Genomic DNA, 15,636 nt, shown 5'->3' with positions numbered 1-15,636 from the left:
CCGCCAGAGGGAGCGTGTGGTTGCAGCCTTTGAAAAGCAGAAAACCACCGCTGAGATTGCCGAGATACTGAAAACGCTGTACCACGGCGGCAACGGCCTTGGCAGTGTGAGCGCATGGTATGCCGAGGATGGTATCCATCTTTCTCATGGGAAGTCTGTCCGTTATGATAGGTCTGCCCAGGTCATTTCCTGGGAGAGCGCCGCAGAGCGTATCGGGGAGCTTTTGGAGAGCGGCCAGTTTGCCTCCAATGTGGAGCTTGCAGAAGCGGCAGGCTATGAACGCTCCCTCCTTTCAGAAAAGCTCTGGTATCTGTATCACGATCTCAGCGAGGACGCCAGAGAAGCCAGATATTTGTCCTGCCTGTCAGAGATCAAAGGCAATGGGTTCCCGGAGGAGACCCGCCGTCTGACGGAGCAGCTGAATGACCCGGCCTTCCGTCAGACCCTCAAGGAAGAATACGCCGCCTTCTGGACTGCCTATCAGCAGGATCGTGACCTGTTGCGCTTTCACTACCATAGGCCAAGGGAAATCTGGGAGAACCTGAAAGACCTTGACCTGCCCCACAGGACTTTTTCTTCGGACCTTTCTCAAGTGCCAACCGTCCAGCACTTCATTACCGAGGATGAGATCGACGCCGCCATGACCGGCGGCAGCAGTTTTGCCGGAGGAAAAGGCCGTATCTATACTTTCTTCATGGAAAACCATACGGATAAGGAAAAAGTGAGATTCCTCAAAGACGAGTATGGCATTGGCGGACGCTCTCATGCCCTGTCTGGCGCAACACACAGCGGCGAAGATCACGACGGAAAAGGACTGCACTATAAAAAGCAGGACTGCCCAGATGTTCACTTGAACTGGGAAAATGTTGCCAAGCGCATTACCTCTCTTGTTCAGAAAGGCCGCTATCTTACCGAACAGGAACAGGCGCAGTATGACAAAATCCAGGCTGAAAAGGAACTGGCCGAAGAAGATGCCATCCAAGCCCAGCAGCCGGAGGTGGAGGAAGAAACGCCAAAGCCTACCCTTCGGGAGCAGTTTGAGCAGTATAAGCCTGTGGTAACTGCCGCCATTTCCGAGGATGCCGCATACCGCAATGCCTGCGGTCATTCTGACTGTGAAAATGCTGTCATCGAGGGCAATGCCGCTGTGCGCCGTGCGGTCCTTGGTTCTAAGGATATGGAGCTGATCCGCCTTTATTCTGATATACCGGAGTTCCGCCAGCGTCTGCACCGGGAAGTGATCGACGAAACCTATCCAAAGCTCCATGAACTTCTGCGCCCTCTTTCTCAGGAAGATATTGATACTGCCCTTTGTGCATGGAACGGCAATATTGAGAGTAAACACGCTGTCGTCCGCTACATGAAAGACCATGCAAGAGAGAAAGATACCGCTGCATGGCTGGCTCAGGAATACGGCGGCAGTAACAGCCTGTTCGTTGTCCGTGCCGGCAGCCCGGAGGAAACGCAGCTGCCCTGGCCGAAGGTACAGCGCCGGATTGCCCAGCTCATTCAGGAGGACCGGTTCTATACCGAAGAAGAACAGGACCGTTTTGACGACATCGACCCAATCGCCATCCGGGAAGCTCTGGGGGAAAGAGGAATCGTCAACGGACAGGTGGCAGACCCGGAAAAACTGGAGAATGACCCGTTTATCCAGCGGGTGATGTCGGATGCAGAGCAGATTGCAGCTGCCGAGACAGAGCAGACTTCCGAAGTTTCCATTTCCGATGAGGAATATGATGCAGTTCGCTGCCCAACTCCGCAAAGAACCTCCTATGACCCTGCCGCCCCGGTCTATGCCGTGGGCGATACCGTGTATATCGAGGATGACGCCTATCAGATCACCGAGCTGCGGGATGACACCGTACAGCTTCTGCCCACCGGTATGGTATATCCCATCTACCGGGCAGAGCGCAAAGAACAGTTCGAGCAGTTGCTTCGGGCAGACCGCCGCAATGCTTACTATACTGAGTTTCTTCCCATTGACCCGGACAATGCAGATCAGGACCTGCGGGATGTATTGGCCCATGGACTGATGGATGAAGCGGATAAACAGCAGATTTCCACGCTGCTGCAATCCGGCAGGAGCAACAGTGAGATCGCTTACTGGCTGAGTAGAGCCTATCCCCATGAGATCGAGACGCTGAATCTGGAGACCGGCGATATTGCCGATTACCGCACCACGGCACAGGGCATGGAGCTGGAAGTCCTGGACGCAGAGGAAAAGCGTCTGGCTGTGCTGTATTTTCGCTGGGATGAGGTTGCGCCTTTGCTGCGCGGGATGTATGCCCGTCAGCTGGATGGCTTTGGACAGGAACAGCCCCAACCGTCTGTCAAATCCCCGGCCTTCCACTCCGAGACCGTGGCCGTCTATCCGGGAGACAAGAACAATCTGCCTTATGATGTGGTGGTGGAACGGCTGCATATCGAGGAGCCGGAGCCGCCAGCACCTGTGACTGAGCCGGAGAAAACCTTTGAGGAAGTGCTGGACGAACATCCGGTTTCCATTCAGGTCAATGGACAGTGGCAGACCTTCCCCAATGCCAAAGCTGCCGAGGAAGCCTCCTATGAGGAATACAAGGCAAACCTGCGCCGAAATGCACAGAACTTCCGTATTACCGATGAGCATTTGGGAGAAGGTGGTCCGAAAGCCAAGTTCCAGGCCAATATCGAAGCAATCAAGCTGCTGAAATACCTGGAGGAAACCACCGGACAGGCAACGCCGGAACAGCAGGAAGTCCTATCCCGCTATGTGGGCTGGGGCGGTCTTGCCGACGCCTTTGACCCGGAAAAAACGGCATGGGCTTCCGAGTATGCCCAGCTGAAAGAGCTGCTGACTCCGGAGGAATATGCCGCCGCCAGAAGCTCCACCCTCAATGCTCATTACACCAGCCCTACGGTCATTCAGGCCATCTATGAAGCGGTGGGCCGTATGGGATTTGAGACCGGAAATATTCTGGAGCCGTCTATGGGTGTGGGCAATTTCTTCGGTATGCTGCCGGAGGAAATGCGAAACAGCCGTCTGTACGGCGTGGAGCTGGACCATGTTTCCGGGTGCATCGCAAAGCAACTCTATCCCAAGGCGGACATCACAGTAGGCGGCTTTGAGACTACCGACAGGCGTGACTTCTATGACCTTGCCATCGGCAATGTACCTTTTGGTCAGTATCAGGTCAACGACAAAGCCTACAGCAAGCTGAATTTTAGTATTCACAACTACTTTTTCGCCAAAGCACTCGACCAGGTGCGTCCCGGCGGTGTGGTGGCTTTTGTGACTTCCCGCTATACCATGGACGCCAAGGATTCCACCGTGCGCCGCTATCTTGCCCAGCGTGCCGAGCTGCTGGGAGCTATCCGTCTACCTAATGACGCGTTCAAAAAGAATGCCGGTGCCGAGGTGGTATCGGACATCATTTTCCTCCAAAAGCGGGACCGCCCGCTGGACATCGTTCCGGAATGGACCCAGACCGGACAGACGGAGGACGGGTTTGCCATCAACCGGTATTTTATCGACCACCCGGAAATGGTGCTGGGCAGACAGGAGCCGGTAAGCACTGCTCATGGCATGGACTACACCGTGAACCCTATCGAGGGACTGGAGCTTTCCGACCAGCTGCATGATGCGGTGAAGTATATTCATGGCACTTATCAGGAGGCAGAGCTGCCGGAGCTGGGCGAAGGCGAAGCTATTGACACCTCCATTCCTGCCGACCCCAATGTGAAGAACTATTCCTATGCCATTGTAGACGGGCAGGTGTACTACCGGGAAAACAGCCGTATGGTGCGCCCTGACCTCAACGCCACCGCAGAAGCCCGCGTGAAAGGTCTTGTGGGACTGCGTGATTGTGTGCAGGAACTGATCGACCTTCAGATGGACGCAGCTGTCCCGGACAGCGCTATTCAGGAGAAACAGGCAGAGCTGAACCGGCTCTATGACAGCTTTTCTGCCAAATACGGTCTCATCAATGACCGTGCAAACCGTCTGGCCTATGCAGATGATTCTTCCTATTACCTGCTCTGTGCGCTGGAAGTCATCGACGAGGACGGAAAGCTGGAGCGCAAGGCGGATATGTTCACCAAACGGACCATCAAGCCCCATCAGGCGGTGGCTGTGGTGGATACGGCAAGTGAAGCGCTGGCGGTGTCTATCTCGGAAAAAGCCTGCGTGGATATGGGTTATATGAGCCAGCTTACCGGAAAAACAAAAGAAGAACTGGCCGGAGAACTGCAAGGGGTGATCTTCCGTGTACCGGGACAGTTGGAGAAAGACGGCACACCCCATTATGTGACAGCTGATGAATACCTTTCCGGCAATGTACGCCGCAAACTGCGTCAGGCGCAGCGGGCGGCACAGCAGGACCCGGCTTATGCAGTCAATGTGGAAGCTCTTACCGCCGCCCAGCCCAAAGACCTGGATGCGTCGGAGATCGAGGTGCGTCTGGGCGCTACCTGGATCGACAAGGAATATATCCAGCAGTTTATGTACGAGACCTTCAACACTCCGTTTTATCTCCAGCGCAGCATCGAGGTCAACTATTCGTCCTTTACCGCTGAATGGCAGATCAAGGGAAAATCTTCTGTATCCTACAACGATGTGGCAGCTTATACCACCTACGGGACCAGCCGCGCCAATGCCTATAAGATTTTGGAGGACAGCCTGAACCTGCGGGATGTCCGTATCTATGACACCATAGAGGACGCAGACGGAAAAGAGCGCCGCGTGCTGAACGCCAAGGAGACCACCCTGGCTGCCCAAAAACAGCAGGCTATCAGGGAAGCCTTTAAGGACTGGATCTGGAGAGACCCGGAGCGCCGCCAGACTTTGGTGCGCCAGTACAACGAAGAAATGAACTCTACCCGTCCCCGCGAGTATGATGGCAGCCATATCACTTTTGGCGGCATGAACCCAGCCATTACCCTGCGGGAACACCAGAAAAGCGCTATCGCCCATGTGCTGTATGGCGGAAACACCCTGCTGGCACATGAGGTGGGCGCGGGCAAAACCTTTGAGATGGTGGCCGCTGCTATGGAAGCCAAACGCCTGGGTTTGTGCCAGAAATCTCTTTTTGTGGTTCCAAACCACCTGACCGAGCAGTGGGCGTCGGAGTTTCTGCGCCTCTATCCTTCCGCCAACATCTTAGTTACCACCAAAAAGGAATTTGAGACCCATAACCGCAAGAAGTTCTGCGCCCGTATTGCGACCGGTGACTACGACGCCATCATCATGGGACACAGCCAGTTTGAGCGTATCCCCATCAGCCGGGAGCGTCAGGAACGGCTTATCTATGAGCAGATCGACGAGATCACCGAGGGCATCGCAGAGGTGCAGGCCAGCGGCGGTGAGCGTTTTACCGTCAAGCAGCTGGAGCGTACCAGAAAGTCTCTGGAAGCCAGACTGGAAAAGCTGCAAGCCGAGGGGCGAAAAGACGATGTGGTAACCTTCGAGCAGCTGGGTGTGGACCGTTTGTTTGTGGACGAGGCCCACAACTATAAAAACCTGTTTCTATACACAAAAATGCGGAATGTGGCTGGTCTTTCCACATCGGACGCGCAGAAATCCTCCGATATGTTTGCCAAGTGCCGCTATATGGATGAGATTACCGGAAACCGTGGCGTGATTTTTGCCACCGGCACACCGGTCAGCAACTCCATGACCGAGCTTTACACCATGCAGCGTTACCTTCAGTATGAACGCTTGCAAGAGCTGGACATGACCCACTTCGACTGTTGGGCTTCCCGATTTGGGGAGACTGTCACAGCATTGGAGCTGGCACCGGAAGGCACCGGCTACCGGGCAAGAACGAGATTCAGTAAGTTCTTTAACCTGCCGGAGCTGATGAACCTGTTCAAAGAAGTGGCCGACATTAAGACTGCCGACCAGCTAAATCTGCCTACCCCGGAAGTGGAATACCACAACATCGTGGCGCAGCCTACCGAACATCAGCAGGAAATGGTCAAGGCCCTTTCGGAACGCGCATCGCTGGTACACAGCGGAACCGTTGACCCGTCCCAGGACAATATGCTCAAGATTACCTCGGATGGCCGCAAGCTGGGGCTAGACCAGAGGAGCGTCAACCAGATGCTGCCGGACGAACCCGGCACAAAGGTCAATCAGTGCGTAGACAACATCATGCAGATCTGGCGGGATGGCGAAGCTGACAAGCTGACCCAGCTGGTATTCTGCGACATTTCTACCCCGCAGGCAAAAGCTCCTGCAAGCAAGGCGGCGAAAACGCTGGATAATCCACTGCTTCACGCACTGGAAGGCGCTGTGCCTCTGCCGGAGCAGGAACCGGTCTTTACGGTATATGACGATATTCGTCAGAAACTCATTGCCCAGGGGATGCCTGCCGACCAGATCGCTTTTATCCATGAAGCCAACACCGAAGTACGGAAAAAAGAGCTGTTCTCCAAAGTTCGTACCGGTCAGGTGCGTGTACTTATGGGCAGCACCACCAAGATGGGCGCAGGCACCAATGTGCAGGACCGTCTGGTGGCACTTCATGACCTGGACTGTCCGTGGAGACCGGGAGATGTAGGACGGATTTTGCGGACATTCAAAATAAAAAAGAATGTGGAGGTAACAGACAATGGCAAAATCATTATTTGAGGAACTGGGCGGCAAATACGAAAGGCAAGGGGATTATTTGATACCGTGCTTAACTGTACCCGCCGAAGAAGAACAGGCAATAGGCATCTGGGGGCAACGGCATTTAGATTATCTAAAACAGTACCGTAAAGTTACATACACCAATCTTCTTACAAGCGGCAGGCTAAACGCCTACCTTGCCGACATCAACAGACAGGCACAGGAACGCTTTGAAAGGCTCATAGAGGGTATGAAACAGGCACAGGGCATAACGGAACAGCTAAAGGCAGAAAACGCCTTAGAATGGACAGGATGCCTCAATAACATAAGGGCTTGTGCGAGGGAGATTGTGGAAAAGGAAATTATTTTTGCATAAACAGATGATTAGTGGCAGGGGGAAATCCTGCCGCTTTTTCTGCTTTAGTTTGTCAGCTTGACAAATAAAGGGTTAAGGAATATAATTAGATTCAGTATTATACAAGGAGTTAATAAATATGCGGCAAGGTATTCTTAAATAAACTGTCAATTTGATAGTGGGAACAAAAAGTAGCAGTCCCGTTTCACTTTTAATATGGGGCTTAGTTTTTTGTACCCAGTTTAAGAATACTTTTATCATGTAATTTTATATGCCCGAAAACATATAAGTGTTTTGGGGCTATTGGAGTTATTTACCCAGTGATAGGAGTATTTATCACTGGGTATTTTTATGCCCTTTTTTGGGTGTTGATAGGAGGAAAATCACATGAAAATAATTAACTTAGGCATTCTGGCTCACGTTGACGCAGGAAAGACAACATTAACGGAAAGTTTATTGTATACCAGTGGTGCAATTGCAGAACTAGGGAGCGTAGATGAAGGCACAACAAGGACAGATACAATGAATTTGGAGCGTCAAAGGGGAATCACTATCCAGACAGCAGTGACATCTTTTCAGTGGGGGGATGTAAAAGTCAACATTATAGATACACCAGGCCATATGGATTTTTTGGCGGAAGTATACCGTTCTTTATCCGTATTAGACGGAGCAGTATTATTAGTTTCTGCAAAGGATGGCATACAGGCACAGACCCGTATACTGTTTCATGCACTACAGACAATGAAGATTCCGACAATTTTTTTCATCAATAAAATTGACCAAGAGGGGATTGATTTGCCAATGGTATATCGGGAAATGAAAGCAAAGCTTTCTTCGGAAATTATAGTGAAGCAAAAGGTTGGGCAGCATCCCCATATAAATGTAACGGACAATGACGATATGGAACAGTGGGATGCGGTAATTATGGGAAACGATGAACTATTAGAGAAATATATGTCAGGGAAACCGTTTAAAATGTCAGAACTGGAACAGGAAGAAAACAGGAGATTCCAAAACGGAACGTTATTTCCCGTTTATCACGGAAGCGCTAAAAACAATCTGGGGATTCGGCAGCTTATAGAAGTGATTGCCAGTAAGTTTTATTCATCAACGCCTGAAGGTCAATCTGAACTATGCGGGCAGGTTTTCAAGATTGAATATTCAGAGAAAAGGCGGCGTTTTGTTTATGTGCGTATATATAGCGGAACATTGCATTTGAGGGATGTTATTAGAATATCTGAAAAAGAGAAAATAAAAATCACAGAGATGTGTGTTCCGACAAACGGTGAATTATATTCATCCGATACAGCCTGCTCTGGTGATATTGTAATTTTACCAAATGATGTTTTGCAGCTAAACAGTATTTTGGGGAACGAAATACTGTTGCCGCAGAGAAAATTTATTGAAAATCCTCTCCCTATGCTCCAAACAACGATTGCAGTAAAGAAATCTGAACAGCGGGAAATATTGCTTGGGGCACTTACAGAAATTTCAGATGGCGACCCTCTTTTAAAATATTATGTGGATACTACAACGCATGAGATTATACTTTCTTTTTTGGGGAATGTGCAGATGGAAGTCATTTGTGCCATCCTTGAGGAAAAATATCATGTGGAGGCAGAAATAAAAGAGCCTACTGTTATATATATGGAAAGACCGCTTAGAAAAGCAGAATATACCATCCACATAGAAGTCCCGCCAAATCCTTTCTGGGCTTCTGTCGGGTTGTCCATAGAGCCGCTCCCTATTGGAAGCGGAGTGCAGTATGAAAGCAGAGTTTCACTTGGATATTTAAACCAATCGTTCCAAAATGCGGTTATGGAGGGGGTTCTTTATGGCTGCGAGCAGGGGCTGTATGGATGGAAAGTGACAGACTGTAAAATCTGTTTTGAATATGGATTGTATTATAGTCCTGTAAGTACCCCCGCAGACTTTCGGCTGCTTTCCCCTATCGTATTGGAGCAGGCTTTAAAAAAAGCAGGGACAGAACTATTAGAGCCATATCTCCACTTTGAAATTTATGCACCGCAGGAATATCTCTCACGGGCGTATCATGATGCTCCAAGGTATTGTGCAGATATTGTAAGTACTCAGATAAAGAATGACGAGGTCATTCTGAAAGGAGAAATCCCTGCCAGATGTATTCAAGAATACAGGAACGATTTAACTTATTTCACAAATGGGCAGGGAGTCTGCTTGACAGAGTTAAAAGGATACCAGCCAGCTATTGGTAAATTTATTTGCCAACCCCGCCGCCCGAATAGCCGTATAGATAAGGTTCGGCATATGTTCCACAAGTTAGCTTAACAGCTTGCAAAAGTCATATAAAATGAGATTTGAAAGGATTAGAGACTAATTATGATGAAATGCGAATGGATATTGTGTCCTGTTTGTGGGAGCAAAACCCGTAATAAAATTAGGAAGGACACTGTTTTGAAGAATTATCCCCTTTATTGTCCAAAATGCAGACAGGAAAGATTGATTAAAGTTGACAACTTGAAGATAACTGTCATCAAAGAGCCAGACGCTTAAGACGCAGAGCCGATGAAATTGTGGAACAATTCACGAATCATCGGCTCTTTTTGTTTCGTATTTGAAAGAACAAACTCACCAAATAAAAAAAACGATATTCGGGTGGGTTATTTTGTTATACCCTAAATTACCCTCTGAATTTGTTTTTAAATTTGGAGGGATTTTTTTATGTTCTTTTTTCGGGCAGTTATCTATCTGCTCACACGAAATAAAGTTTATTCATACATAGCACATCGGGGAAAGGCAGAAAACCCCTTAAAAAAATTTCTGTCAGTGCAACGGGACTTCTCACCATGAAGGTAGAAGTAGAATCTCCATACAACAGAATTATTATTTCCCATAACCGTAAAGGTCACAGAGCCTTTGCGGTTTTTCTTTTGTCGATTTTTGTTGGAAAGCGCCGCAGGGGTGTTTCTGATGTGCGTTGCCGTTCTCCGCCTCTCCATCTGGATTTTAAGAATTTCAAAAATTCAGATAGGAGGTACTTACGGTGAAGTATGCACCAAGAAAAGTATATATCAAAGAAAGCGGCGGTTATGTGGAATTATCTTACACGGACTTCTGCCGCCGCAGGCAAGCCGACCAGACCTATATGGACAAGCTGTTTATCCCCATTCAAGGCTGTCTGCTTGAGGTAGTAAGGGAGCAATACACGGACTTCTACCGAGATAAGGAACGGTGGCGTTATCTGCAAAAATTAGATACGAAGAACAGCCTGCTTTCTCTGGATGGATTTACGGACAGCGAGGGGAATCCTCTGGACTTTATCGCTGATGAAGCGGCGGACATTGCGGAAACCGTTGTCAATGCGGTTATGGTGGACAGGCTGAAAGCCGCCCTGCCTTTGCTGTCGGATAGTGAACAGGAGTTGATACAGGCAATCTTTTTTGACGGACTTTCCGAGCGTGAAGTCGGGGCGAGGTTCGGCATAACCCAGAGCGTTGTGAACAAACGCAAAGCCAGAATCCTAATAAAACTAAGAAAGATAATAGAAAATTAAATTTTAAGGCGTTCAGCCCCCTTGTTTTTTCCTTTGGGAAAATGAGGGGGCTTTTCTCTGCCCTCTCAATCAATTCTGATTGGAGGAAATAAGAATGGCATACAACCACGGACGGGAGGACAGGAAATGGCGTATCTGGAAAGAAGCGGAGGAAAAGCTGCTGCGTGAGTGCGGCGTTGATGAAGCGACCATTGAGCAGATACGCATAGCGGACAGGGCAGACTTCAATTCCAACAGGCGGTTTTACCGATGGACGAATGACGTTGCGGAATACCTTGAGGATATGGCAGACAGGGAGCGGCAAGCGGAAGTGGGTACGGTTGCGGAGTTACTGGACGAGATTGAGAGCGAAAATCTCTATCAACTGTTAGTGACAGTAGACGGGCGTACCTTGAAAATCGTCCTGCTGAAAATGCAGGGGTATTCCACAAAGGAGATTGCCCCGCTTGTGCATTTGACGGCTGGGCCATCTATGCGAGGTTAGACCATCTTCGGAAGAAGCTGCGGAAAATTTTGTAAGCGTCTAATACATCCCATTATCCTGCGGGCTACTGGGTGGGGAGTGGAATCTCCCCGCTTATTTTTTGGCAGGAGGACAGAGGGATGGCATATAAGGCTAAGGCGTACACGCTTCGGGAGGAATCCACGGAAAGCGGAACAAGGTATTTTATCAGCTTCAAGGACGGGCAGGGGGAACACCATGAACTGGAAGTATCGGAGAATCTTTTCTTTGAGTTTCGGCAGATGGAACGGAAAAACAGAAACCTTCAGCAATGGAATCAACGCCACAGAGAGTTTAACGAGGTATGGGACGAAACCCTTTACAGACGGGCGTTGCGTGTGCCTAAGAGCCTTGATGAATGCATGATTGAAGAAGAACGGAATGAAACGCTCCGTAAGGCGGTTGAGAGCCTGCCAGAGATACAAAGGCGGCGTTTCCTGCTTTATTACGAGCATGATTTCAATTTTTACCAAATCGCTGCGATGGAGCATTGCACCGCTTCAGCAATACAGAAATCTGTTGCGATTGCAAAGGAGAAAGTAAAGGCGGAAATGAGGAAATATCTCCAACCGTGACTGATACCGCCCGAAAAAGAAATCTGTTTTTTATTTGTGTGGGATTGGCGGCATTACATACTCTCACTTTTTTTCGTGGGAGTAAATCTATTTCTAAGGAGGTCAACGCCTATGTGTAACGAAAACAAAGACACCGCCCGAAAGGAGGAAAGCCATGCAGAAGTTACAGACAGTCAACGCCGAAACGCTCCTTTATGAACCGCTTGAGAAGCCGTCCTTTGTGGTGGACAGCCTTATCCCCACAGGATTGTCGCTGTTCTGCGGCTCACAGAAGATAGGCAAGAGCTGGCTCATGCTGAAACTATGCCTATGCGTGTCGCAGGGACTTCCCTTGTGGGATATGCCGACAATGGAGGGCGACGTGCTTTACCTCTGCCTTGAGGACACGTTCTGCCGCATACAGGACAGATTATTCCGCTTGACGGACGAAGCAAGCGGGCGGCTTCACTTTGCCGTGGCAAGCTGCAAGCTGTCAGACGGTCTTATCGTGCAGCTTGAGGATTATCTGAAAGATTACCCAGACAGCAGGCTCATTGTGATTGATACCTTGCAGAAAGTCCGTACAGCTTCAAAAGACAATGCCTACGCAAGCGACTATGGGGACATCTCCCTCATCAAAGACTTTGCCGACAGGCACTCTCTGGCGGTCATTGTCGTACACCACATCCGAAAGCAGAATGACAGCGACGTGTTCAACAAGGTGTCTGGGACGACAGGATTAACGGGGAGTGCGGACGCTACCTTTGTTCTGGAAAAGGAGAAACGTGCGTCTGACACCGCCAAGCTGTATGTGACGGGCAGGGACACGCCTTATCAGGAATACACGCTGCGTTTCCGTGATTGCCGTTGGGAGCTTGTGGAGCGGAAAACGCAGGAGCAGCTTGCGAAAGAAACGATACCAGATGTCCTTTTTCGGTTGGTGGATTTTATGAGGGATAAGGAAGAATGGATAGGCACGGCAACGGAACTGTTAGCCGCTATGGGGGAAACGGAAACCATACCCACGGTGATTACGAAATGGCTGAATGAATACCGCACCACATTTTTAAGCGAGAACCGTATCTGCTACCAGTACAGCCGCAGGAAAGACGGCAGGCGGATTGCCCTTGCAAGGAGGGCGGGTGACAGCGGTGACGGTGGTGACAGCGATATTAGGATACCCCCCTGTTACTGTCATTGACGCTTAAAGCCATGTAAAGCTGGCGGCTCTGCCCTGCGGGTGACAGCAGTGACGGTGGTGACAGTGATTTTAGGATACCCTGCCGCTGTCATCCCTACGGGAGAACACCCCGTAAACGCAAAATGCAGGCGTGAGATTTACTCGCCCTTTTCGGTCGTGTAAAACCACTCCTGCGGTCAGAAAAATCATTCCGATTTTTCCGACTGCGTTTACAGGGTGTAACACACTACACTTTGCCCTGCAAAGTCGTGTGCCAGACGTTCCCTCTGGACTCCCTTAAGGCAGGGCTGTGCCCTGCTATCCTACGCCTTACGGCTTCGGATAAAAGAATGGCGGCATGACGGTGACGGCTCTTGCGAGGGGGGGGGGGTATCCCAAAAACACCGTCATCATCGACATGACCGTCATGCAGGGGGTGAGGGTGACAGTTGCGGCAGTCGGCAGGGGGTATCCCAAAACTGCTGTCACCACCGTCACCGCTGTCACCCCAAAGGACGGTCACCCGCCGAAAGAAAGGAGGAATCCGCCTATGCCTTATGCAATCCTGCGTTTCCAGAAACGAAAAGCGGGCGGCGTTGCGGCTTGTGAACGCCACAACGAGCGGAAGAAAGAAGCCTACAAAAGCAACCCAGATATAGATATGGAACGCTCTAAAAACAATTACCATCTCATAGCACCACCAAAGTACACCTACAAGAAAGAGATTAACCGCATGGTAGCCGAAGCGGGGTGCAGGACAAGGAAAGACAGCGTGATGATGGTGGAAACGCTCATCACAGCTTCACCAGAATTTATGAACCAGTTACCGCCCGAAGAACAAAAAGCGTATTTCCAGACGGCTCTTGACTTCATTTCGGAGCGTGTTGGAAAGCAGAATATCCTCTCCGCTGTCGTCCATATGGACGAGAGAACGCCCCATATGCACCTCTGCTTTGTGCCGATTACGCCAGACAATAAGCTGTCAGCGAAAGCTATCTTAGGCAACCAGAAATCATTATCCGAGTGGCAGACCGCCTACCATGAGCGGATGTCCTCACGGTGGAATCAGCTTGAACGGGGGCAGTCCTCAATGGAAACCAAGCGGAAACACGTCCCCACATGGCTCTATAAATTAGGCGGTAGGCTTGATAAACAGTATGAAGAAATCGTGTCTGCCCTATCCGACATCAACGCCTTTAACGCAGGGAAGAAAAGGGATAAAGCGTTAGATTTACTCTCTGCATGGCTGCCAGACGTGGAGAAATTCTCTAAGGAAATCGGGAAACAGCAGGCGTATATCGACAGTTTGAAAGAGAGAATTGGGCAGGAATCAGACTATGCGGGGCGTATGCGTGATGAAAAGTACGAGCAGGAACTAAAGGTGCAGAAAGCGAATCAGAAGATATTTGAATTGCAGAGAACCAACGAGCAGATGGGGCGGCTGCTGTCAAAAATACCGCCCGAAGTGTTGGAAGAATTGCAGAAAAATCATAGAAGCAGAGCGAAAGAAAGGTAGATATGTGAATGAAGAAACAGGATTTTAAGGTGTTAAAGACCAAAGATTTGTACCCGTTCCCCGACAATCCGTTTCATGTGGCAGAAGATGAAACACTGTCAGAGTTAGCGGAAAGCATCAAGGAATTTGGCATTGTCACGCCGATAATCACACGCCCGAAAGAGGACGGGGACGGTTATGAAGTGATTGCAGGACAGCGGCGTGTCCGTGCTTCTGAACTTGCAGGGATAAATACCGTGCCTGCGTTTGTCCTGCCCTTAGACCGTGACCGAGCCATCATCACCCTTGTAGACAGCAATTTGCAGCGTGAGAATATCCTGCCATCGGAGCGGGCGTTTGCTTACAAGATGAAATCCGAAGCCATGAAGCGGCAGGGTTTCCGCACAGACTTAACCTCGTCACAAGTTGTGACGAAGTTGCGGACGGACGACAAGGTGGCACAGGGCTTCGGCGTGGGCAGGATGACCGTGCAGCGTTTTATCCGCCTGACGGAACTGATACCGCCGATTTTGCAGATGGTGGACGAGGGGAAAATCGCCCTCACGCCTGCGGTGGAACTGTCCTTCTTGAAGAAAGACGAGCAGGAAAACCTCTTTGCCACGATGGAGAGCGAAGAAGCAACGCCCTCACTCTCACAGGCACAGCGGATGAAACAGTTAAGCCAGAGCGGGCGGCTTGACATGGATACGATATTTGCGATTATGACGGAGGAAAAGGGCAACCAGAAAGAAACCTTGAAAATCAACACAAGCAAGCTGAAAAAATACTTTCCGAAGAACACAACGCCGAAGCAGATGGAGGAAACCATCATCAAACTTTTGGAGCGTGAGTTGCAGAGGAAACGCAACCGTGACAGCCGCTAATCTTCTTTTTTCGGGAAGTAAATACAGAGAGTTGAGGTATGGAGAATGAGAGAAATCCAGTATGAAATCGTAAAGGAAATCGCAGTATTGTCTACGGGCGACAGTGGCTACACAAAGGAAATCAATCTCATTTCATGGAATGGGAAAGAGCCGAAGTATGACATCCGCAGCTTTTCCCCGAACCGTGAAAAGTGCGGCAAGGGAATCACGCTGAACGCTGATGAAGCGGCGGCACTCCTTAAAGCATTACAGAAAGAATTAAACAGCGAGGATTAATGGTATCTGATTGGCAGGGCGGGGACATTTCCAAACTCTTCCCTGCCCTGTCTGGAAAGGAAGATTTAAGTATGGGCGAGGATAAGAAAGCAGATAAAAAGAGAAAGCGTATCGTGCCAAAAGCACCAGTGCAGATGATAATCAGCCGTGAATATGTCGGCACACAGACCGTTACAGAAGCGTTTGTCCCGATTATCTCCGAGGATATTCGGAAGAAGATTGCCGAGGGCGACACCTTCGACAATGAGGGGCTGTCCGCTTAGAATGTA

11 protein-coding genes and 1 pseudogene are annotated in these 15,636 nt (G+C 49.8%); all 12 read left to right on the top strand.

Features of this window, described 5'->3' with window-relative positions; translation table 11 throughout:
* The first annotated feature begins 640 nt into the window (after positions 1–640).
* The 12 genes and pseudogenes from ACESON_RS08000 (at position 641) to ACESON_RS07945 (ending at position 15,630) form a co-directional block, all read left to right on the top strand.
* Entirely contained in the window at positions 641–6,610 is a 5,970-nt protein-coding gene (locus ACESON_RS08000; RefSeq protein ID WP_373109306.1) for an SNF2-related protein, read from the top strand.
* Complete coding sequence (locus ACESON_RS07995) at positions 6,591–6,965, top strand: TnpV protein (protein WP_001129922.1); 375 nt, start codon at positions 6,591–6,593, stop codon at positions 6,963–6,965. The genes ACESON_RS08000 and ACESON_RS07995 overlap by 20 nt, the downstream gene beginning before the upstream one ends.
* A 366-nt stretch (positions 6,966–7,331) precedes the next feature.
* Positions 7,332–9,251 carry a tetracycline resistance ribosomal protection protein Tet(O) gene (gene tet(O) / locus ACESON_RS07990; protein ID WP_008976815.1) on the top strand — a complete coding sequence of 640 codons (1,920 nt, stop codon included), beginning with the start codon at positions 7,332–7,334 and terminating at the stop codon, positions 9,249–9,251.
* A gap of 51 nt (positions 9,252–9,302) precedes the next feature.
* Positions 9,303–9,476, top strand: coding sequence for a cysteine-rich KTR domain-containing protein (locus tag ACESON_RS07985; protein WP_071705139.1), 174 nt, complete (start codon positions 9,303–9,305; stop codon positions 9,474–9,476).
* A 490-nt stretch (positions 9,477–9,966) separates the two neighbouring features.
* Positions 9,967–10,476 (top strand): sigma-70 family RNA polymerase sigma factor, encoded by a 510-nt coding sequence (locus ACESON_RS07980; protein ID WP_009320316.1) that lies wholly within the window; start codon positions 9,967–9,969, stop codon positions 10,474–10,476.
* 94 nt (positions 10,477–10,570) lie between these two features.
* Positions 10,571–10,995 (top strand): annotated as a pseudogene (locus ACESON_RS07975) (sigma-70 family RNA polymerase sigma factor).
* Positions 10,996–11,079: 84 nt separating this feature from the next.
* On the top strand, positions 11,080–11,553 hold the full coding sequence (locus ACESON_RS07970) for an RNA polymerase sigma factor (protein ID WP_009320314.1): 474 nt from the start codon (positions 11,080–11,082) through the stop codon (positions 11,551–11,553).
* 154 nt (positions 11,554–11,707) lie between these two features.
* A complete protein-coding gene (locus ACESON_RS07965; protein WP_009320313.1) occupies positions 11,708–12,733 on the top strand; it encodes an AAA family ATPase in 1,026 nt (341 codons plus the stop codon).
* A gap of 529 nt (positions 12,734–13,262) precedes the next feature.
* Entirely contained in the window at positions 13,263–14,228 is a 966-nt protein-coding gene (mobV, locus tag ACESON_RS07960) for a MobV family relaxase (RefSeq protein ID WP_001820668.1), read from the top strand.
* Positions 14,229–14,236: 8 nt separating this feature from the next.
* The gene (locus ACESON_RS07955; RefSeq protein ID WP_000743700.1) at positions 14,237–15,091 is read left to right on the top strand and encodes a ParB/RepB/Spo0J family partition protein; all 855 of its coding nucleotides are present in this window, start codon (positions 14,237–14,239) and stop codon (positions 15,089–15,091) included.
* Between the two features lie 45 nt (positions 15,092–15,136).
* On the top strand, positions 15,137–15,367 hold the full coding sequence (locus ACESON_RS07950; protein WP_001206986.1) for a YdbC family protein: 231 nt from the start codon (positions 15,137–15,139) through the stop codon (positions 15,365–15,367).
* A gap of 71 nt (positions 15,368–15,438) precedes the next feature.
* Complete coding sequence (locus tag ACESON_RS07945) at positions 15,439–15,630, top strand: hypothetical protein (RefSeq protein ID WP_001820669.1); 192 nt, start codon at positions 15,439–15,441, stop codon at positions 15,628–15,630.
* Positions 15,631–15,636 lie beyond the last annotated feature (6 nt).

It is taken from the genome of Lachnoclostridium sp. Marseille-P6806 (assembly GCF_964238185.1).
Classification (GTDB): domain Bacteria; phylum Bacillota; class Clostridia; order Lachnospirales; family Lachnospiraceae; genus Brotaphodocola.
The sequence above is the reverse complement of the archived record's forward strand: the minus strand, read 5'-3'. Positions and strand labels throughout refer to the sequence as shown.